At 69.8% G+C, this 19,705-nt stretch carries 18 protein-coding genes; 14 read left to right on the forward strand and 4 right to left on the reverse strand.

Translation table 11 applies throughout. The annotated features are described in order from the left end of the window. Positions 1-5: 5 nt before the first annotated feature. Genes ACIOU8_RS12685 through ACIOU8_RS12715 form a run of 7 tightly spaced genes read left to right on the forward strand, consistent with a single transcriptional unit; the run spans position 6 to position 7,449 of the window. Positions 6-1,007 (forward strand): proline racemase family protein, encoded by a 1,002-nt coding sequence (locus ACIOU8_RS12685; protein WP_400789972.1) that lies wholly within the window; start codon positions 6-8, stop codon positions 1,005-1,007. After that, on the forward strand, positions 1,004-2,074 hold the full coding sequence (locus ACIOU8_RS12690) for an ornithine cyclodeaminase family protein (RefSeq protein ID WP_400789975.1): 1,071 nt from the start codon (positions 1,004-1,006) through the stop codon (positions 2,072-2,074). Before ACIOU8_RS12685 ends, ACIOU8_RS12690 begins: the two co-directional genes overlap by 4 nt. Next, the gene (locus ACIOU8_RS12695; protein ID WP_400789978.1) at positions 2,061-2,765 is read left to right on the forward strand and encodes a GntR family transcriptional regulator; all 705 of its coding nucleotides are present in this window, start codon (positions 2,061-2,063) and stop codon (positions 2,763-2,765) included. Before ACIOU8_RS12690 ends, ACIOU8_RS12695 begins: the two co-directional genes overlap by 14 nt. Beyond that, on the forward strand, positions 2,765-3,931 hold the full coding sequence (locus ACIOU8_RS12700; RefSeq protein WP_400789980.1) for an NAD(P)/FAD-dependent oxidoreductase: 1,167 nt from the start codon (positions 2,765-2,767) through the stop codon (positions 3,929-3,931). The genes ACIOU8_RS12695 and ACIOU8_RS12700 overlap by 1 nt, the downstream gene beginning before the upstream one ends. Next, on the forward strand, positions 3,928-4,398 hold the full coding sequence (locus ACIOU8_RS12705) for a (2Fe-2S)-binding protein (protein WP_400789982.1): 471 nt from the start codon (positions 3,928-3,930) through the stop codon (positions 4,396-4,398). The genes ACIOU8_RS12700 and ACIOU8_RS12705 overlap by 4 nt, the downstream gene beginning before the upstream one ends. Then, the gene (locus ACIOU8_RS12710) at positions 4,391-5,893 is read left to right on the forward strand and encodes an FAD-dependent oxidoreductase (RefSeq protein WP_400789984.1); all 1,503 of its coding nucleotides are present in this window, start codon (positions 4,391-4,393) and stop codon (positions 5,891-5,893) included. The genes ACIOU8_RS12705 and ACIOU8_RS12710 overlap by 8 nt, the downstream gene beginning before the upstream one ends. Beyond that, a complete protein-coding gene (locus tag ACIOU8_RS12715; protein ID WP_400789985.1) occupies positions 5,890-7,449 on the forward strand; it encodes an aldehyde dehydrogenase (NADP(+)) in 1,560 nt (519 codons plus the stop codon). The genes ACIOU8_RS12710 and ACIOU8_RS12715 overlap by 4 nt, the downstream gene beginning before the upstream one ends. Positions 7,450-8,115: 666 nt before the next feature. On the opposite strand, the gene ACIOU8_RS12720 is transcribed toward ACIOU8_RS12715, so the two are convergent. Then, positions 8,116-9,963 carry a glycoside hydrolase family 127 protein gene (locus ACIOU8_RS12720; protein WP_400789988.1) on the reverse strand — a complete coding sequence of 616 codons (1,848 nt, stop codon included), beginning with the start codon at positions 9,961-9,963 and terminating at the stop codon, positions 8,116-8,118. 512 nt (positions 9,964-10,475) lie between these two features. Further along, entirely contained in the window at positions 10,476-11,972 is a 1,497-nt protein-coding gene (locus tag ACIOU8_RS12725) for a SulP family inorganic anion transporter (RefSeq protein WP_400789990.1), read from the reverse strand. A 229-nt stretch (positions 11,973-12,201) separates the two neighbouring features. On the opposite strand from ACIOU8_RS12725, the gene ACIOU8_RS12730 reads away from it, so the two are divergent. The 6 genes from ACIOU8_RS12730 to panB all read left to right on the forward strand — a co-directional run bounded on the left by ACIOU8_RS12730 (position 12,202) and on the right by panB (position 17,368). Further along, positions 12,202-12,672: a hypothetical protein gene (locus ACIOU8_RS12730; protein ID WP_400789992.1), complete on the forward strand. Its 471-nt coding sequence runs from the start codon at positions 12,202-12,204 to the stop codon at positions 12,670-12,672. Positions 12,673-12,968: 296 nt separating this feature from the next. Next, complete coding sequence (locus ACIOU8_RS12735; RefSeq protein ID WP_400789995.1) at positions 12,969-14,195, forward strand: hypothetical protein; 1,227 nt, start codon at positions 12,969-12,971, stop codon at positions 14,193-14,195. 167 nt (positions 14,196-14,362) lie between these two features. Next, a complete protein-coding gene (locus tag ACIOU8_RS12740) occupies positions 14,363-15,142 on the forward strand; it encodes a DUF2520 domain-containing protein (protein WP_400789997.1) in 780 nt (259 codons plus the stop codon). Beyond that, positions 15,139-16,116 (forward strand): pantoate--beta-alanine ligase, encoded by a 978-nt coding sequence (gene panC / locus ACIOU8_RS12745; RefSeq protein WP_400789999.1) that lies wholly within the window; start codon positions 15,139-15,141, stop codon positions 16,114-16,116. Before ACIOU8_RS12740 ends, panC begins: the two co-directional genes overlap by 4 nt. Then, positions 16,116-16,502, forward strand: a complete 387-nt coding sequence (gene panD, locus ACIOU8_RS12750; protein ID WP_400790002.1) for an aspartate 1-decarboxylase — start codon at positions 16,116-16,118, stop codon at positions 16,500-16,502. The genes panC and panD overlap by 1 nt, the downstream gene beginning before the upstream one ends. After that, positions 16,499-17,368 carry a 3-methyl-2-oxobutanoate hydroxymethyltransferase gene (gene panB / locus ACIOU8_RS12755; protein ID WP_400790005.1) on the forward strand — a complete coding sequence of 290 codons (870 nt, stop codon included), beginning with the start codon at positions 16,499-16,501 and terminating at the stop codon, positions 17,366-17,368. The genes panD and panB overlap by 4 nt, the downstream gene beginning before the upstream one ends. Positions 17,369-17,763: 395 nt before the next feature. Here the strand turns inward: panB and ACIOU8_RS12760 are convergent, their stop codons facing one another. Together ACIOU8_RS12760 and ACIOU8_RS12765 are read right to left on the reverse strand one after the other, a co-directional pair. After that, complete coding sequence (locus ACIOU8_RS12760; RefSeq protein WP_400790008.1) at positions 17,764-18,522, reverse strand: SDR family NAD(P)-dependent oxidoreductase; 759 nt, start codon at positions 18,520-18,522, stop codon at positions 17,764-17,766. A gap of 1 nt (position 18,523) precedes the next feature. After that, positions 18,524-18,802, reverse strand: coding sequence for a helix-turn-helix domain-containing protein (locus ACIOU8_RS12765; protein ID WP_400790121.1), 279 nt, complete (start codon positions 18,800-18,802; stop codon positions 18,524-18,526). Between the two features lie 78 nt (positions 18,803-18,880). Between ACIOU8_RS12765 and map the strand changes: the two genes are divergently transcribed. Continuing rightward, positions 18,881-19,705, forward strand: coding sequence for a type I methionyl aminopeptidase (gene map / locus ACIOU8_RS12770; RefSeq protein ID WP_400790011.1), 825 nt, complete (start codon positions 18,881-18,883; stop codon positions 19,703-19,705).

Here is a 19,705-nt window from a genome sequence, read left to right on the forward strand (position 1 = left end):
TCCACATGCGAGCACAACGCGTCTTCCACGCCGTCGACTCCCACACCGAGGGGATGCCGACGCGCGTGATCGTCGGCGGCGTCGGAGTGATGCCGGGGTCGACGATGGAGGAGCGCCGGCAGTGGTTCATGGCGAACAGCGATGACCTGCGCCTGCTGCTGATGAACGAACCCCGCGGTCACAGCGCGATGAGCGGAGCGATCCTCCAGCCGCCGACGCGACCGGATGCCGACTTCGGCGTGCTCTACATCGAGGTGTCCGGCTGCCTGCCCATGTGCGGGCACGGCACGATCGGTGTGGCGACCGTGCTCGTCGAGACGGGCATGGTCCCTGTCGTCGAGCCGGTCACCACCATTCGCCTCGACACCCCGGCGGGTCTCGTGATCGCCGAGGTGCACGTCTCCGACGGGCATGCCGACAGCGTGACCCTGCGCAACGTGCCCTCGTTCGTCGTGGCGCTCGATCAGGTCGTCGACGTGCCGGGGCTCGGGGCCGTCGAGTACGACCTCGCGTTCGGCGGCAACTTCTATGCGATCGTCTCGCTCGAGCAGATCGGGCTGCCGTTCGACCGCGCGCACAAGGACGAGCTGCTCGCCGCGGGCCTCAGCATCATGGAGGCCATCGAGGCGCAGGGTGAGCCGGTGCATCCCGTCGACCCGACGATCCGTGGCTGCCACCACGTGTACCTGAAGGCGCCGGGGTCGACCGCGCAGCATTCGCGTCACGCCATGGCCATCTACCCCGGCTGGTTCGACCGGTCGCCCTGCGGCACCGGCACCAGCGCCCGGATGGCTCAGCTGCACGCGCGCGGCGAGCTGCCGCTCGACCAGGACTTCGTCAACGAGTCGTTCATCGGCACGAGCTTCACGGGGCGTCTCGTCGAGACGACCGAGGTCGCCGGCATCCCCGCCGTCATCCCCACGATCACGGGCCGGGCGTGGGTGACGGGCACGGCGCAGTACATGCTCGACCCCAGTGATCCCTTCCCCCAGGGGTTCGTACTGTGACGACTGTTCCTGGGACACCTGCGGCTCTGACACCTGCGGCTCTGACGCCCGTCGCTCCGGCTTCCGTGCCGGTGATCGGCGTCGACGAGATCGATGCGGCGATCGACCGGCGCGGCGCCGTGGACGCCATCGAGTCGGCACTGCGCGACGGGGTCGACATCGAGGCCGACGCGCGGCGCCTGTTCAGCCCGCTCGACAGCGGCGAGTTCCTGCTGATGCCGACGCAGTCGCCCGAGCATGCGGGCATCAAGGTCGTCACCATCGCTCCGCACAACCCCGAGCGCGGGCTGCCCAAGATCCAGGCCTGGTACCTCGTCTTCGACGCGGCGACGCTGAGTCCGCTCGCGATCCTCGAGGGCGCGCACCTCACGACGCTCCGCACCCCCGCGGTCACCGCGGTCGCGATCCGGGGGATGCTGCAGGCCGACCCGCGTGGAGCGCGAGAGGGAATCGAGTCGCTCGCCGTGCTCGGCTCGGGTCCGCAGGCAGAGGCGCACGTGCGCACTCTCGTCGACCTGATGCCGGTCGGCGCCGTCAGCATCGTGGGGCGCACCGCCGGCCGCACTGCTGATCTGGTCGAGCGGCTGCGTGCCGACGGCATCCCGGCAGTGGGAGCTGATGCCGAATCCCGCGACGCCGAAAGTCTGCGTGCGGCCGACGTCGTCATCGCTGCCACGTCGTCGAGCGTGCCGGTGCTCGGTCGTGACGACGTCGGCGCTCACGCCGTCGTCGCCGCGGTCGGCTCGCACGGCGCCGACCGTCGCGAGCTGGCCGCGGAGCTGGTGACGGATGCCGATCTCGTGGTCGAGGCCCGGGCATCGGCGTTCCGCGAGAACGGCAACCTGCTGCAGGCCCGCGACCTCGGCGACTGGCAGACAGGTGCGCAGCCTGTGACGAATCTGCGAGAGTTGGTCGCGGGTGCGTTCGTGCGCCGCGAGGCTCGACCGGCGGTCTACACGGGTGTCGGGATGAGCTGGGAGGATCTCGCCGTGGTGGCGCGGATCCTGAGGCAGGCGCCGAGCGCCGAAGCATCGCCTCAGAGAGGGAACACAGATGTCCGGAAGTGACACGCGCAGCCTCGTTCGGCTCAGCAAGCAGCCCAGTGTTCGCGACACGGTGACTCGTGCCCTGCGCTCGGCCATCATCAGCGGCGAGATGCAGCCCGGCCGCGTGTATTCGGCACCGAGCCTCGGCGAGGAGTTCGGCACGTCGGCGACGCCCATCCGCGAGGCCATGCTCGATCTCGTGCGCGAAGGACTCGTCGTCGCGATGCCCAACCGCGGATTCCGCGTGACCGAGGTGTCGTCGCACGACCTGGCCGAGGTCACCGAGCTGCGACTGTTCCTCGAGCCGCCGGCCGTCGAGAAGGCGACCCCGCTGATTCCCGAGAGCGCGTTCGCGGATCTCCGCAGCAAGGCTGACGACATCGTCGCGGCAGCCGACCGGGGCGACCTCGTCGAGTACCTGAGCGCCGACAGCGACTTCCACCTGGCGATCCTGCAGTACGCGGGCAACGCCCGTCTCACGCAGCTCATCCAGTCGCTGCGCTCGCAGACCCGTCTGTTCGGCCTCGCCGAACTCTACGAACGCGGGCATCTCACCAGCTCTGCCAAGGAGCACCACACGATCATGGATGCGATCGAGGCCCGCGACGCGGTGCGCGCCCGCGACCTCGTGTTCTCGCACATCGAGCACGTGAAGGGCGACTGGTCTGGTCACACCGTGGGCGAGCCCCACCCCTCGGAGGCGAACGGCTAGTGACTCCATCGACAGCACGCGCCGACGTCGTCATCGTCGGCGCGGGAGTCGTCGGTGCCGCGACGGCGTATTTCGCCGCGGCATCCGGCCTTCGGACCATCGTGATCGAGCGCGGTTCCATCGCCTCGGGCACGAGCAGTCGGTGCGAGGGCAACATCCTCGTCTCCGACAAAGAGGTGGGGCCGGAACTCGAGCTGTCGCTCTATTCGCAGCGCGTGTGGCGGGAGGATCTCGCCGAGCACGCCGGCCTCTGGGAGTTCGAATCCAAGGGCGGCCTCGTCGTCGCCGGCAGCGACGCGAGCATGTCTGGTCTGGTCGGACTCGTCGCGCATCAGCGAGAGCTGGGCATCCGCGCCGAGATCATCGACGGCAACCCCGGCCTGCGCGAGGTCGAGCCGTACATCAACCCCGCCCTCGTCGGCGGCGCGTTCTACCCCGACGACGCGCAGGTGCAGCCGCTGCTCGCCACCCACCATCTGCTGCGGCTGGCGATCGAGCACGGAGCGCAGTTGCACACCAGAACGACAGTGCACGGCATCCTCTCCGACCACGGTCGTGTCGTCGGCGTCGACACCTCACTCGGTCGCATCTCGGCCGGGGCCGTGGTCAACTGCGCCGGACCCTGGAGCGGCGAGGTCGCCGCGCTCGCGGGCGTGCACCTGCCGGTGCTGCCCCGGCGCGGTTTCGTGCTCGTCACAGAGCCCGTGCCGATCACGGTGCACCACAAGGTCTACGCCGCCGAATACGTCGGCGACGTCGCGAGCTCGGATGCCGGTCTGCAGGTCTCCCCGGTGGTCGAGGGCACCCCGAGCGGGACGATCCTGCTCGGAGCGAGCCGCGAGCGCGTCGGGTTTGACCGGTCGTTCTCGGCCGAGGCGGTCGCGCGCATCGCCGCGAGCGGTCTCGGCCTGTTCCCGGCGCTGCGCGATGTGGGCGTGCAACGCGCGTACTCGGGGTTCCGGCCGTACTGCCCCGACCACCTGCCGGCCATCGGTGAGGACGCCCGGCTGCCGGGCCTCTGGCACGCTGCAGGGCATGAAGGCGCGGGCGTGGGGCTCTCCGTCGGCACGGGCAAGCTGCTCTCGCAGGCGCTGCGCTCGGAGGCGACCGATCTCGACCTGACGCCCTTCCGGCCCGACCGACTCGAAGGACTCGTCGCCGCATGACCCGGACGAACATCGACAGGACCGAACCCGTGAACAGTGCGGGATCCGTGAGCAATGCCGGGTCTGGCACCGGTGCTGGATCCGCCGCCAGCCTCGATTTCGACGGCACCCCCGTGCCGTTCACGCCGGGGCAGACGATCGGCGGCGTGCTCGCGGGCGCGGGCATCGTGTCGTGGCGTACGACGCGACGAGACCACGCACCGCGCGGGCTCTTCTGCGGCATCGGCGTCTGCTTCGACTGCCTCGTCACCGTCGACGGCGCGCGCAGCCAGCGCGCCTGTCTCGTCGAGGCGTGCGCAGGTCAGGATGTGCGGAGCGCGGATCCGGATGAACCGCTGCCGTTGGTGGAGCCGCTGCCGTTGGTGGAGCCGCTGCCGCTGGTGGAGCCGCTGCCGCTGGAGGAGCCGCTGCCCGAGTCGGTGTCCCCTTCAGAATCACCGTCGGAGCCGGAGGAGTCGCATGACTGACGAGAACATCGCGCCGACCGCCGAGGCCGCCCCCGCTGATGTCGTGGTCGTCGGTGCTGGGCCCGCAGGGCTGAGCGCCGCGGTCGCCGCCGCCGAGCACGGCCTGCGGGTCGTGCTGATCGATGCCGGGCGACAGACGGGTGGCCAGTACTGGCGCCACCCCGACGAGCGCCATCGTGACGAGTTCTCGGCGCCCGAGCACACCGGCCACCATCACTGGAAGCACTACACCGATCTGCGCGATCGGCTCGCCGCCGCCGTCGCATCCGGCAGCATCCGGCATCTGTCGGGGCGACAGGTGTGGCGCACCGACGGCTTCGGCGACCGCGTGGCCCTGCGCACGAGCGCGGTCACCGGCGCCGACACCCTGCCGCTCGCCGAGCGCACCACCTGGGCGCGACGACTCGTGATCGCGACCGGGGCCTACGACCGACAGCTGCCCGTCCCGGGGTGGACGCTGCCCGGGGTGATGGCGGCCGGCGGCGTGCAGGCGATGCTCAAGGCCAACCAGGTGCGCGCCGGTCGACGCGCGGTGGTCGCCGGAACCGGGCCCTTCTTGCTCTCGGTCGCCGCGGGGCTCGCCGAGGCCGGGGTCGAGGTCGTCGAGGTGGTCGACGCCAATGCCCTGTCGCGCTGGGTGGCCACGCCGCTGCGCGCGGTGCAGGAGCCGGGCAAGCTGTGGGAGGGCGTGCAGTATGCCGCGACCTTCCTCCGTCATCGGGTGCCGTTCCGCACGCGCACCGTCGTCACGGCGGTGCGCGGCACCGGGCGGGCATCCGAGGTCGAGCTGTCGCGCGTCGACGGCGCCGGACGCGTGCGCCCCGGCTCGGCTCGCACCGTGGCAGCCGACCTCGTCGCCTTCGGGTGGGGTTTCACTCCTCAGCTCGAGCTGGCGGTGGGTCTCGGCCTGCGAACCCGCATCGACGTCGATGGATCACTCGTGATCGATGTCGACGACGACCTGCGCTCGTCGGATCCTCTGGTCTACGCCGCCGGCGAGGTCACCGGCATCGGCGGGGCGATCGCATCGTGCGCCGAGGGCGAGCTCGCCGGAGCCGCGGTGGCGAGCGACCTCGGTGCGACGGCCGATCTGCGCGCGATGGCCCGGCATCGCCGTCGCCTGCGGCGCGGGCGGCGTTTCGCGATCGGCATGCACCGGGCGAGTCCCGTGCCCGTCGCGTGGGACCAGTGGTTGACCCCCGAGACCCACGTCTGCCGGTGCGAAGAGGTGACCGCCGCCGAGGTGACGGATGCCGTCGACGGCCTGCGCGCCGACGACGCCCGAGACGTGCGCGTCACCGCGCGACCCGGCATGGGCCTCTGCCAGGGGAGGGTGTGCGGGTTCGCCCTCTCGAAGCTCGTCGCGACCGGAACCGGCGGCGACGTCGATGCCCCCGCACTCGAATCCTTGACCAATCGACAGGTGGGCGTGCCCGTGTCGCTGGGCGACCTCGCCTCGCTCGTGCCGCACCACCCGAACCAGGAGGAGTCATGACCATGCACGACACATCCGACACCACCGTCGACCAGATCGTCGACGCCGCCGTACGCGCATCGGAGCAGTGGAAGCGCACCGCCATCTCCGAGCGGGCCCGGGCGCTCGCCACCGTGGCCGACGCTCTCGACCAGCACGCCGACGAGCTGGTCCCCGTGGCGCAGCGCGAGACCCACCTCGCCGAGGCGCGACTGAGGGGCGAGCTGCGTCGCACCACCTTCCAGCTGCGCATGTTCGCCGAGATGCTCCCCGAGGGTCTCTGGCTCGACGCGCGGATCGACCACGCAGACGCCGACTGGCCGATGGGCGCGCCGCGCCCCGATCTGCGTCGTCAGCTCGAACCCATCGGGGCGACGCTCGTGTTCGCCGCGAGCAACTTCCCGTTCGCGTTCTCTGTCGCCGGTGGTGACACTGCCAGTGCGCTCGCCGCAGGTAACGCCGTGGTGCTCAAGGCCCACCACGGTCACCCCGACCTCTCCGACGCGACCACCGCGGTGGTCGTCGATGCGTTCGCCGCGGCGGGAGCACCCGAGGGGCTCTTCCAGACGATCTACGGCACCGAGGCGGGCGTGCGCGCGCTGCGGGCGCCCGGCATCAAGGCTGCGGCTTTCACCGGTTCGGTGCGCGGAGGGCGCGCCCTGTTCGACATCGCGGCGGCCCGCCCCGAGCCCATCCCGTTCTACGGCGAGCTCGGCAGCACCAACCCCGCGTTCGTGACCAAGCGCGCGGCCGAGCGCGACGCTGCGGGCATCGCCCGTGACCTCGTCGCCTCGGTGACCGGCAGCGCCGGGCAGCTCTGCACCAAGCCGGGAGTGCTCTTCGTGCCCGCGGAGTCGTCGATCGTCGCCGAGCTCGAAGCGCAGCAGCTGCCCGCCGCGACACCGCTGCTCAACCCCGGGATCGAGAGCGGCTTCCGCGACTCGCTCGCCTCGACGCAGGGCGTAGCCGGCGTGCGCACGCTCTCGGTCGGTGCTGGTGGCGGTGCCGGCGCTGGTGGCGGTGCTGGTGCGGATGCCGGTGCTGGTGCTGGTGCTGGTGCCGGCGCTGGTGCTGGCGCCGGTGGCGATTCGGGCGCGGATGCCGAGGCGCCGTCGCCCGTGCTGCTCGCCGCGTCGTCCGAGACGCTGCGTGCCGAGATGCACACGCTGATGAGCGAGATGTTCGGACCGGCGGCGCTGGTGGTGACCTACGACGACGAGAGCGAACTGCTCGAGTTCGCGGATCGGCTCGAGGGTCAGTTGACGGCCACGATCATCGGCGAGGATGACGACGAGATCGCCGTCGACCTGCTGCCGAAGCTGTCCGACCGCGCAGGACGCGTGCTCTGGAACCAGTGGCCGACCGGTGTGTCGGTGACCTGGGCGCAGCAGCACGGCGGCCCGTACCCGGCCACGACCGCGGTCGGGACGACGTCGGTGGGCATGGCGGCGATCACGCGCTTCCTGCGTCCGGTGGCCTACCAGAACGTGCCGGAGCCCCTGCTGCCCGAGGCGCTCAAGGACGGCAACCCGCTCGGCATCGCGCGCCGCGTCGACGGCATCCTGATCCTGCCCTGACGCACGGGCCGGGGGTCGGCGTGCATCGGCCCCCGCCCCTCCGAGCAGCACCCGCGCGGCATCCGGTGCTGTTCGCCGCCGGCCGCCTGCCGCCTGCCGCCTGCCGTCTGCCGTCTCCGTGCCCCGCGTGCGTGGTCAGTTTCGCATCGCTCCGGGCCGTTTCGGGTGCGTTTTTGACCCCGCACTGCTACCTACTGCGCCTCGGTGCCAGATCCGCGCCCCATCCCGCGTGCGGGGTCAGTTTCGCATCGCTCCGGCCCGTTTCCGGTGCGTTTTTGACCCCGCACCGTCGGATGCTGCGTCGCGATGCCCGCCCTGCGCCGCGTCCTGTGTGCGTGGTCAGTTTTGCACCGCTCGGGGCCGTTTCGGGTGCGTTTTTGACCCCGCACCGTCGGATGCTGCGCCTCGATGCCCGCCCTGCGCCCCATCCGGCGTGGGTGGTCAGTTTCGCATCGCTCCGGGCCGTTTCGGGTTCGTTTTTGACCCCGCACCGTCGGATGCTGCGCCTCGATGCCCGCCCTGCGCCGCATCCCGCGTGCGTGGTCAGTTTTGCACCGCTCGGGGCCGCTTCGGGTGCGTTTTTGACCCCGCACCGTCTGGTGTCGCGCCTCGATACCCGCGCTGAGTCACGCCCCGCACCGCTCAGCCCGGGCGACGGCCGCACGCTCAGGGCGTCGAGGTCGGCATCCAGACGCGCATCGAGGTGCCGCCGTCGAACTCCGCGAACGGACGCAGCTCGACCACTAACTCTTCGGATGCGGCACGGTCGACGTCGCGCGCATAGAGCGGCTGCGGGGTGGCCGGCAGCCGGCGGGCGGGAAGGGCGATCCGCGGACCGAGAAGCCCTGGCGTGCCGACACCCCCGGTGACGGCCGACTCTTCGGCAAGTGAAGCGGAGAGGTCCTCGGCATCCACGGTCAGCCCGTCGACGTCGCCCACCGCGCTGTAGACGACGGGTCCGCGGCGCACGGCCACGGTTCCGCGCACCGCGTCGATTCGCGGATTCGGATGGATGACCTCGGCCGCCACCGGCAGCTCCAGCTCGAGCACGGTGCCGTCGACGAGGGCGTCGTCCACGACGATCCATCCCTCCTCGACGACCGGCTCGACGACGACGCCGTCGCGGCGCAGGGTGACGGGTCGTCCGAGCGCCCACTCCGGCATCCGGAGCGCCAGTCGGCGGCATCCCTCATCGGCGTCTCCGTCGACGGTGATGCGGATGCTGCCCTCGGCCGGGTACGCGGTGTCGATCGTGACCGACGCGCCGTGTGCGCGCAGGGTGGCTGAGGCGTAGAGCACGATGTCGAGGCCGTCCTCGCGTTCGGCGGCGAGGTGGTGCTCGAGCGTTGCGAACGTGCGCATCAGGTTGGGCGGGCAGCACGCGCAGCTGAACCAGCGGCGACGTGCGGCCGGGGCATCGCCACCGTAGGGTCGCTCATCGCGCACCTGCAGCGGGTTGACGTAGGTGAACGAGTCGCCCTGAGTCGAGATGCCCGCGGCGACGACGTTGTAGAGGGCTGTCTCGGCGACATCCATGCATGCGGCATCGCCCGTGGCGAGGTACATCCGCCAGGCCCACCCGAAGAGCGCGACGCCCGCGCAGGTCTCGGCGTACGCGCGGTCGGGCGGCAGCTCGAAGGCTTCGCCGAACGCCTCATCCTCGTGGCGGGCGCCCGTGCCACCGGTGAGGTACATGCGGTGTGCGACGAGGTCGTTCCACTGGGTGCGCATCACATCGAGCATCGCGCTGTCACCGGTCTCGAGGAACACGTCGGTGATCCCCTGGTTCAGATAGAGCGCCCGAACCGCGTGTCCCCGCATCTTCGTGGCCTCCAGGGCGGGCTGCTCGTCCTGGTAGTACGCGGCGCCGAACATCACGCCCCCGAGGAAGCCGGCACCGCGTCGGCGGATGAACGACGTGGCGAGGTCGAGTGGGGCCTGCTCGCCCGTCGTGCGGTAGAGCTCGACGAGCGCCGCCTCGATGAGCGGGTGCCCGCAGTACTCCACCGCGTCGTCGGCGCCCATGCGGTCGACGACGTGCTCGACGAAACGTTCGGCGACGCGCAGCAGACGATCATCGCCGAGCGCCCGATGTGCACCGACGGCCGCCTGGATCAGGTGGCCCAGGCAGTAGAGCTCGTGGCCCTGGGCGAAGTCCGTCCATGGGCCGCGGTCGTCGCGGCCGAGGTACGCGGAGTCGAGGTAGCCGTCGTCCTGCTGTGCGCGCTCGATGAGATCGACGGTGCGGTCGAAGAACGACCGCAGGGCGGCATCCTCTTCGCGGCCGAGCTCCCAGGCTGCCGCTTCGAGGGTCTTGTAGATGTCGGAGTCGGCGAAGAGCATGCCGCGGAAGTCGGCATCCGATTCACCGGTGAGGCGCCGCACGTTGTCGAGGGTGCCGTATTCGTCGAGCATCGCGATGCCGTGCGGCAGCGTGACCTGTCGGTTGCGCGCGTGCCAGTCGCTCAGCAATCCGTGTTCGATCAGCGCAGGTGATCGCAGTGCACGGCGCACCCCGTGCATCGTGGGTCCGACCGGGGCATGAGCGGGGACTCGGGTCACTGGCATCGCGTGGCTCTTCTCCGAGGTGCGCCGGCGGCACCTCTCCTCGAGAGTGCAATTGTACTTGTACTCGCGGGCTGGGGGCCAGCCCATGCGCGTAATGCCGGAGAGACCCACCTCCCGTGACGAGACCCATGTCCTGCCGGTGGGGATCCGCCGAGACCCACATTCCGTGACGAGACCCATGTCCTGCCGGTGGGTCTCGCCCTGGAATATGGGTCCCATGCCCATGCGGAGCCCGCTCTCCGGTGAGACCCGTCATCTGTGACGAGACCTATGTTCTGCAGCTGGGTTTCGCCGCGGAAACAGCGTCTCGCCGACTGACCGGGCGGTCTCGCCGTCTGACGGGGCAGTCGCCGACCGGCCCGGCGGTCTCGCCGTCTGACGGGGCCATCTCGCCGACTGACGGGGCAGTCTCGCCGTCTGACGGGGCAGTCTCGCCGACTGGCCGGGCTGAGCCGCCCCTACTCGAACCCGCCGGTCAGCCGTCCCCGCATCCGCTGGCTGCTGTCGTTCATCCCGATGATCTCGACCGCCTTGCCGAGCGCGGTGTACTTCGTCTCGATCGCGTCCAGAGCCGCGACCGTCGAGGCGTCCCAGATGTGCGATCCGGTGAGGTCGATCACGATGCGATCAGGGTCCTCCGGGTAGGAGAACAGCGTCGTCAGGTCGTTGCTCGAGGCGAAGAACAGCTCGCCCGTCACGGTGTAGGTGACCACATCACCGGCAGCGCTCCGCGACACCGAGACGAAGTGCGCCACCCGCCGCACGAACAGCACCGAGGCGACGAGCACTCCGCCGATGACGCCGACGGCGAGGTTGTGCGTGATGAGCACGAGCACGACGGTCGCCACCATCACGAACGTCTCGCTCTTCGGCATCCGCTTCAGGGTCGACGGCTTGACGCTGTGCCAGTCGAAGGCTCCGATCGCGACCATGATCATCACGGCGACGAGGGCGGCCATGGGGATCGTGCTCACGAAGTCGCCGAACACGACGACCAGTAGGAACAGGAAGATGCCGGCGCAGAACGTCGAGATGCGGGTGCGGGCGCCCGAGGCTTTGACGCCGATCATCGTCTGACCGATCACGGCGCATCCGCCCATTCCGCCGAAGATCCCCGAGAGCATGTTCGCCACGCCCTGCGCCCACGACTCGCGCGTCTTGTTCGAGTGCGTGTCGGTGATCTCGTCGACGAGCTTGGCGGTGAGCAGCGACTCCATGAGCCCGACCAGCGCGACCCCGAGCGCGAACGGCGCGATGATCGTGAACGTCTCCCACGTCAGCGGCACGTTCGGGATGAACAGTTCGGGCAGGCTCTTCGGCAGCTCCCCCTGATCGCCGACCGTCGGCACGGTGATCGCGAACGCCATCACCACAGCCGTCACGATGATCACCGACACGAGCGGCGCCGGCACGATCGTGGTGATCTTCGGCATCACGATCATCACGACGATTCCCAGCGCGACCAGCGGATAGACCAGCCACGGCGCATCGATCAGCTGCGGGAACTGCGAGCTGAACACGAAGATCGCCAGCGCGTTCACGAACCCGACCATGACGCTGCGGGGGATGAACCGCATCAGCTTCGCGACGCCCAGCACCCCGAGGAGCACCTGGAATATGCCCGCGAGGATGACGGTCGCGATGAAGTAATCCATCCCGTATGTCGGCGCGACCGGCGCGATCACGAGGGCGACGGCTCCGGTCGCCGCGGTGACCATCGCCGGGCGCCCACCGAGGAACGCGATCGACATCGCCATGATGAACGACGAGAACAGCCCGACCTTCGGGTCGACGCCCGCGATCACAGAGAACGCGATCGCCTCGGGGATCAGCGCGAGCCCCACGACCAGCCCCGCGAGCACCTCGCGCGTCAGCATCCGCGGGCTCTTCAGCGCGTCGAGAACCGTGGGATTCGCCCGATAGCGGGCGCGATCGTCGATCGCAGTTGCAGACATGGGGATGCTCCAGAGAAGGTGCCCGGGGATGGGGCAGAACAGTTAAGGGTACGGCGGATGCTGAAGCGCAGCGTCCCCCGGCCGTTGAGCGGAGCCCGCGAGGACGCAGAGTCCCTCCCCCGGCCGTTGAGCGCAGACGGCGAAGTCGACTGAGACGAGACGCGGCGAGGGCTCGGCACGGTGCAGACCACCCCTGTCCGGTGTCGACGTCCGCGGATAGAGTGCGGTCATGGAACCCGTGCCGACCGACTTCTGGGGCGTCGTCGTGCCTTCGTGGCTCGGTGCTGTGGCATCCATCGCGGCGTCGACCGTCGCGGTCATCGCCTTCATCAACAGCCTGTCGGCGAAGGGTGGTGTGCGCGAGATCGGGGATGCGCTGAACCGCGAGCCGACTGTTCAGCCGACGAGACCCACTCTCAGTGCGTCGTCCGTTGCTGAGGCGGAGCCGTGGACGTTCATCAGTGATGGACGAGTCGGGACCTTCCGCAACACGAGCAGGGAACTCCTGGTGGTGTCGGGCATCTCGGCGACGGCCGGTGTCGCGGCGACGCTGCGCGAGCAGCTTCCGCTTGACGTGCCACCGACGGCATCCTTCCAAGTGCGCTTGCACCACACCCTTGGCGGTCCTGCCGTGCGGGGAGTCACGCTCGAATGGGGTCGAGAAGACGGGGCTGAGCTCACGCGCACGTATTACCTGTAGCGGCGGCGGTCGGTGCGCCTACTCCGTGGGCCTCGTCGTACTGACGTCCGACATGGCCAGGCCCCGGTCGGAATGGCAGCAGCGGCTGCGGGAGCATTGCTTCGCTCCGCAGCCAGCCGTGACGAAGGCTGCGTGGCTCGTGATCGCGGGATCCCGAGCCACGGTGAAGCCTGGCTGGCGGAGCGCTACGCGTGACGGGCGTTTCTCTCCTGCACGGCTGACACCCGAATAGGGTTCTGAACAGAACGCGGGATGAGGGTCCGTCGGTGTCGGGCATGCTCAATAGCCTCGCTCGCATGAGCATCCAGATACCTGCCCGAGTCGCCTCCTTCGTGCGCGTCGAAATCACGAACGCCGGCCATCCGGAGTTCGATCGTTCGATCGTCCTTCCCCAGACCGCTCCGATGGAGTGGATCGTTGACGCCTACCTCCTGAGCATCGGGCGGGAACCGCTGGAGAAGCCCGAGTACTACGACGACTCGGACGACTACGAGCGCCCGCGCCCGGATGCGGAATCCATCGACCGATGGCGCATGGCGATGCCCGCGCTCGATCATCGGTCCGACATCATCGTGCGGCCTGTGGATGCTCCGCCTCTGGGCGCGTCGTTGGTCTCTGCGTGCTCGTCGACGTCCTCGCCCGCGGTGCAGGGCGACTGGTTGACGCAACCTGCGCCGTTCCGAGAGGACGACGTGAACCGCGAACTGATGCGCCGGCATGGCGTGGTCAGGCCCTACTTCGAGGAGCGGGATATGAGGGACGTCGATCCCCGCATCCGTCGCTCGTCGCGCATCGCCACGCTTCTCAGCGCTCTCACCCCGGCCCGGCGGCTGGCTCTGCTCTCACACATCGACGCCATCGGTCTGCTGCGCCAGAGTGTGCCCGACCGCGCGACGGTCGAGACCGCTGTCGCTCCCCTCGCAGGGCTGCTGCGCCATCTCGGAGGAACCGGGGTCGTTCAGGACCCGGTGACCGGATGGATCCCCGAGTCGGATGTCGAGCGGCTCACGCGCTCGCTGGGGTGGGGTGGCGGCCCGGGGCCCAGGGAGCCGAGCAGCACGGTGATCGCGTTCGCCCGGCGCGCGAAACTGATCCGGCGTCTGAAGGGACGCGTCGTCGCGACGGCGTATGCGAAGAGCCTCGTCCAACCGACGCGGGGCACGCTGGCGGCCCTGGCAGGGAAGATCGGCGCGTCGACGCGCGACCGGTACGGCATGCCGCTTCCGCGGCGGGATGCCGAGGGGGCAATCGCTCTGCTGGCGATCGCCGATGGTGCTGCGCAGCATCTCGATGAGCTCGCGAGCCACGTCGCCGCGGGAGCGGTCCTTCTCGATCAGACGGATTCGATCTTCGGCAGTGATCAATTCGACCGGATCCTCTCCTCCCGCATCAGTGACGACGTCGGAGACAAGAGCGAGGAGATCGCGCGGCTCGCGGAGGGCTTCGCATCGCTGTCGGGGCCGAAGCAGTTCGGCGTCATCACGCCCGCGATGCGCGAGGTCGCTCGATGTGCGCTGGTCTGAGTGGTTGAGTCGCAGACCAGTATGACAAATCAGACATTCACTCTGTGTCGTTTATGCGAACTGAGAGCGAGACAATTCCGGGCACTTTGCTCCCAGATTTTGCGCACACGCCGTCTCAGGCGGATACTCATCCCATCCGCGCCGCACGTCTCGGCCGGGGAATCGACATGCACAGCAGCCCTGCTCTCACACCTGACACGACCATCGCCATCGTCGGCGCCGGCCGTCTCGGTGGCGTACTCGCACGAGAGCTGCGCGCAGCGGGTCTCGGCGTCCTCGGGCCTCTCCGTCGGGACGACCGGATGCCGGATGCTGATATCGCTCTGCTCTGTGTTCCGGACTCGGCCATCGCGGCGGTGGCCTTCGCCGCGCGGCCGCATGCGCGCCTCCTCGCCCATGTCTCCGGTGCGACTCCGCTCGCCGACGTCGACTTCAGCCTTCACCCCCTGCAGACCTTCACCGGCAAGGAAACCCCCGAGGTGTTCCGTGGCATCGGCGCCGCGGTCGATGGCCGCACACCCGAGGCGCTCGAGGTGGCCGAAGCGCTCGCGCGGGCACTCGGCGCGAACCCTTTCCGCGTCGACGACGCCCACCGTGCGGAGTATCACGCCGCCGCCTCCTTCGCCTCGAACTTCGTGCTCACCGTGCTCGACGCGGCCGAGCAGCTCGCGAAGGATGCCGGAGTCGACCGCGCCCATCTCGCGCCGCTCGTGCGCCAGACGGTCGACAACTGGGTGGCGCGTGGCGCCGCATCCGCTCTCACCGGGCCGATCGCTCGCGGTGACGAGGCCACCGTGGCGCGGCAGCGCGCAGCATCCGCCGACTACCGAGACCTCTTCGACGCCCTCGCCGCTGCCACCCGCGCGGTCGCCGGCCGCGCGCCTCGCGCAGACGCGACCCACACGACCGCCGAGCACGCGGCCACCACCGAGGAGCCCCGGGCATGAGAATCCTCCGCACGATCGCCGAGGTGCGAGCCGCGGTCCGCGAAGCCAAGGAAGCGGGCCGGACCGTCGGGCTCGTGCCGACGATGGGCGCGTTCCACGAGGGGCACCTCTCGCTCATGCGGGCGGCACGGGAGCGGAACGACCTGGTCGTCGTCTCGCTGTTCGTCAATCCGACCCAGTTCGCCGCGAACGAAGACCTCAGCACCTATCCGCGTGGCGAGGCCCGCGACTCAGCGCTCGCCGAGGCCGAGGGCGTCGACGTCCTGTTCGCACCGGATGCGGTCGAGATCTACCCTGATGGCTTCGCCACGAACATCCACGTCGCGGGCATCACCGAAGTGCTCGACGGCGCGAGCCGCGGATCCCACCACTTCGACGGCGTCGCCACCGTCGTCGCCAAGCTGTTCGGCATCGTGCGGCCCGACGTCGCCTACTTCGGCCAGAAGGATGCGCAGCAGGTGCTCGTCGTCCGCCGGGTCGTGCGCGACCTCGACCTCGACGTGCGCATCGTGGCCTGCCCCATCGTGCGCGAATCCGACGGGCTCGCCATGAGCTCGCGCAACGTCTACCTCGACGAGGATGCACGCGTGCGGGCGACCGCGCTCAACCGCGCCCTCGACGCGGCGGATGCCGCGCACCGAGCGGGGGAGCGCGACGGCATCCTGTCGGCCGCCCACGCTGTGCTCTCGGCGGCCGGGATAGACGCCGAGTACCTGGAACTCCGGGATGCCGAGACACTGCGGCTCGTGACGGCGGTCGAACGAGACGCGCTGCTGCTCGTCGCCGCCCGCGTGGGCGCCGCGCGACTCATCGACAACCTCCTGCTGACAGCCACCTCGGCCACCGAGATCACCTCGACCATCGCGTCCAGCTCGACCGCCGAATCCTCCTCGACCACCGAGACCAGCTCGGCCCGCGAATCCAGCTCGGCCCGCGAATCCAGCTCGGCCACCGACGGAAAGGGCGACGCCTGATGCGACGCACCATGCTCAAGTCGAAGATCCATCGCGCGACGGTCACCGGCAGCGACCTGCACTACGTCGGCTCGATCACCGTCGACCCCGACCTGCTCGAGGCCGCCGACATCCTGCCGCACGAGCAGGTGCACATCGTCGATGTCGACAACGGCGCGCGCTTCGAGACCTACACACTGGTCGGCGAGCGCGGGTCGGGCGTCATCCAGGTCAACGGCGCCACCGCCCGTCTCGTGCACACCGGCGACACGATCATCGTCATCTCCTATGCCGACTACTCGCCCGAAGACCTCGTCGACTACGAACCCGTCGTCGTGCATGTCGATCGGTCGAACGCGATCGTTCGCGTCGACGATGCCGTCGGTGAACTGGTGGCTGCCTCATGAGCGCCCACGCCGCCCCGACGAAGCGCCTCACCCTGCGCGATCTCGACGCGAAGAAGCATGCGGGTGACCCCATCGTCATGGTCACCGCATACGACTTCCCGAGCGCGCAGATCGTCGAGGAGGCCGGTGTCGACATGGTGCTCGTCGGCGACTCGGCCGCGATGACGGTGCTCGGCTACGACAGCACCGTGCCCGTCACCATCGACGAGATGCTGATGCTCACGAAGGCCGTGCGGCGAGGACTCTCCACGCCGCTGCTCGTCGGGGATCTGCCCTTCGGCTCGTACGAGGCATCTGACGAGATCGCCATCGCGACCGCGCAGCGCTTCATCAAAGAGGCGGGCGTCGATCTGGTCAAGATCGAACGCGGCGGCACCACCGTCGAACGAGCTCGCGCGCTGGTGAATGCCGGCATCCCCGTCGTCGGGCATGTGGGACTCACCCCACAGACCGCCACCTCGCTCGGCGGATATCGCGCCCAGGGGCGCACCGCCGACGCCGCACTCGCCGTGATCGACGACGCCCTCGCCCTGCAGGATGCCGGAGTCTCGGTGCTGGTCATCGAGGCCGTGCCGTCGGAGGTCACTGCGGCGCTCGCGCCCCTGCTGCGCATCCCGCTGATCGGCATCGGAGCCGGAGCGGATGCCGACGGCCAGGTGCTCGTCTTCCACGACCTGCTCGGCATCTACGCCGGCGGGGTCGCCAAGTTCGTCAAGCGCTACGCCGACGTGCGGGGCGTGTCAGCGGCCGGGGTCGCGGCGTATGCGAGCGAGGTGCGCGAGGGCGTGTACCCGGGGCCCGAGCACGGCTACGGGATGGCCGAGGGCGAGGCCGAACGGTTGCAGGAGATGCTCGCGGGGCGGTAGGCCGCGGCATCCGGCATCCGGCATCCGGCATCCGGCATCCGGCATCCGGCATCCGGCGTGCGGCATCCGGCATCCGGCGCGCGCTTGCGAAGGCAATGTGCACCTGAGAAGTCCGAGTTCCCGGGGTTCGGACTTCGCAGGCGCACATCGACTCGCGTGGCGTACGTGCTGCGCGGCTGAACGCCGGGCCGTGGGCGCGGAGCGAGCTCGCCGCTCGGGAGGAGATCTGCTCCTCGGGAGGAGAGATTTGCGCGAAGTCTCCTCCCCGAGGAGAGTCCCCCTCCCCACGGCGTGCGGGCCTGAGGGGGTGAGAGACCGAGGGTGTGCGGGACCGAGGGTGTGCGCGCCCGAGGGTGTACGGGACCGAGGGTGTGCGGGCCTGCGGCACGAGAGGCCTACCGGAAGTACGACGCCCCGTTGAGGTCGAGCACTGTGCCCGAGGCCCACACGGCCGAGGGTGAGGTGAGGTACGCGACGGCATCCGCCACCTCTTCGGGAGTGCCGACGCGACCGAACGGGCTCTGCCCGCGGATGCTGTCGCCCTGCTCGCTCTCGAGTTTCGACGACTGTCGTTCCGTCGCCACCATGCCAGGAGCGACGGAGGTCACCGAGATGCCGTGCGGGGCGAGCACCAGCGCCATCGACTGGCCGAATGCCTGAAGCCCTGCCTTGGTCGCGGCGTATGCCGGGTGATCGGCCTCGCCGCGGAACGCTCCGCGTGACCCGACGTTGACGATCGCCCCACCGGATCCGCGTTCGATCATGTGCTGCGCCACGAGCATCGTCACGTTCGACGCCCCGAGCAGGTTGACCGACACCATCGCAGACCACGCGGCCTGCCACTCGGCGTACGACGTCGAATCGACGCGATGCGCATTGGCCGCGCTCGGTGCCACCGCAGCGTTGTTCACCAGGATGTCGAGCGAGCCCAGGGCGGCGACGGCCTCATCGACCACGCGCTGCGCCTCAACGGGATCGCCCAGGTCGCCGCCGACGAGTGCATGGCCCGGCCCCTCGAGCGACGCGAGAGTCTCCTCTGCGGCGACTCGATCCCGGCCGTAGTGCACCGCGACCCGGTCGCCTCGTCGAGCGAGCACCTGCGCGACCGCGCGACCGATGCCGCGAGAGCTGCCCGTGATCAGCGCATGCGCCATCTCAGGACGCGACCTGTGCGCGACCGATCATGCGCGCCGGGGGCTCGATCTCGGCCCAGACCGAATCGAGAGAGAGGTGCAGCACGCCGGCGATCGCGGCGATCGTCGAGAAGGCAGGGGTCGCGACGCGTCCGGATTCGATCTTGCGCAGGGTCTCGGGCGACACGCCCGCGTCGAGGGCGACGGTCAGCATCGAACGCTCGCCGCGCGCTCGTCGCAGCAGGGCGCCGAGACGCTCTCCGCGTTCGACCTCGGCGGGGGTCAGCGGCATCCGAACCATCATGTGCCCATTCTAATCCCGGGATAGTATTACCGGGATAGTTATTGGAACAGCCAGGATGCGGATGCGGAGACAACCATGATCGAAATCCTCGACGACGACCAGCTCGCCCGTGCGAGGAGTGCCGGAGCGCTCGTCGGCAGCATCCTGCACTCGCTGAAGCAGCGTGCGACGGTCGGAGTGAACCTGCTCGATCTCGACCGCTGGACCAAGCAGCTGATCGAGGATGCCGGCGCAGTGTCCTGCTACGTCGACTACGCCCCGTCGTTCGGGCGGGGGCCCTTCGGTCACTACGTCTGCACGGCGGTCAACGACGCCGTGCTGCATGGTATGCCGCACGACTACGCGCTCGCGGACGGCGACCTGCTCACCCTCGACCTCGCCGTCACGCTGCGCGGGATCTCCGCCGATGCGGCCATCAGCTTCGTCGTCGGCGCCGGATCCGGAGCCGACGGCGGATCCGGCACCAGCGCCGGCGCCGGATCCACCGACAGTGCAGCATCCGCAGACCTCGCGATGATCGACGCCACCGAGCGTGCACTCGCCGCAGCAATCGCGGTGGCCCGCCCGGGCGCCCGCATCGGCGACCTCTCGCACGCGATCGGCGCCGTGCTCAGCGACGCCGGCTATCCGATCAACCTCGAATTCGGCGGACACGGCATCGGATCGACGATGCACCAGGACCCGCACGTCGCGAACGACGGACGCCCCGGCCGCGGCTACAGGCTGCGCCCTGGCATGCTGCTCGCGCTCGAACCGTGGGTCATGGCCGACACCGATGTGCTGGTCACCGACGAAGACGGCTGGACCCTTCGCAGCGCCACCGGCTGCCGCACGGCCCACACCGAGCACACGATCGCGATCACCGAGGCAGGCGCCGAGACCCTCACGCTCCCGCGCTGA

The organism is Microbacterium sp. NPDC087589, from assembly GCF_044743635.1.
Classification (GTDB): domain Bacteria; phylum Actinomycetota; class Actinomycetes; order Actinomycetales; family Microbacteriaceae; genus Microbacterium.

Coding starts and splice junctions, on each gene's coding strand:
- ACIOU8_RS12685 (WP_400789972.1), top strand. CDS start 6: ATGCGAGCACAACGCGTCTTCCACGCCGTCGACTCCCACACCGAGGGG.
- ACIOU8_RS12695 (WP_400789978.1), top strand. CDS start 2,061: ATGTCCGGAAGTGACACGCGCAGCCTCGTTCGGCTCAGCAAGCAGCCC.
- ACIOU8_RS12705 (WP_400789982.1), top strand. CDS start 3,928: ATGACCCGGACGAACATCGACAGGACCGAACCCGTGAACAGTGCGGGA.
- ACIOU8_RS12710 (WP_400789984.1), top strand. CDS start 4,391: ATGACTGACGAGAACATCGCGCCGACCGCCGAGGCCGCCCCCGCTGAT.
- ACIOU8_RS12715 (WP_400789985.1), top strand. CDS start 5,890: ATGACCATGCACGACACATCCGACACCACCGTCGACCAGATCGTCGAC.
- ACIOU8_RS12725 (WP_400789990.1), bottom strand. CDS start 11,972: ATGTCTGCAACTGCGATCGACGATCGCGCCCGCTATCGGGCGAATCCC.
- ACIOU8_RS12730 (WP_400789992.1), top strand. CDS start 12,202: ATGGAACCCGTGCCGACCGACTTCTGGGGCGTCGTCGTGCCTTCGTGG.
- ACIOU8_RS12735 (WP_400789995.1), top strand. CDS start 12,969: ATGAGCATCCAGATACCTGCCCGAGTCGCCTCCTTCGTGCGCGTCGAA.
- ACIOU8_RS12740 (WP_400789997.1), top strand. CDS start 14,363: ATGCACAGCAGCCCTGCTCTCACACCTGACACGACCATCGCCATCGTC.
- panC (WP_400789999.1), top strand. CDS start 15,139: ATGAGAATCCTCCGCACGATCGCCGAGGTGCGAGCCGCGGTCCGCGAA.
- panD (WP_400790002.1), top strand. CDS start 16,116: ATGCGACGCACCATGCTCAAGTCGAAGATCCATCGCGCGACGGTCACC.
- panB (WP_400790005.1), top strand. CDS start 16,499: ATGAGCGCCCACGCCGCCCCGACGAAGCGCCTCACCCTGCGCGATCTC.
- ACIOU8_RS12760 (WP_400790008.1), bottom strand. CDS start 18,522: ATGGCGCATGCGCTGATCACGGGCAGCTCTCGCGGCATCGGTCGCGCG.
- ACIOU8_RS12765 (WP_400790121.1), bottom strand. CDS start 18,802: ATGGTTCGGATGCCGCTGACCCCCGCCGAGGTCGAACGCGGAGAGCGT.
- map (WP_400790011.1), top strand. CDS start 18,881: ATGATCGAAATCCTCGACGACGACCAGCTCGCCCGTGCGAGGAGTGCC.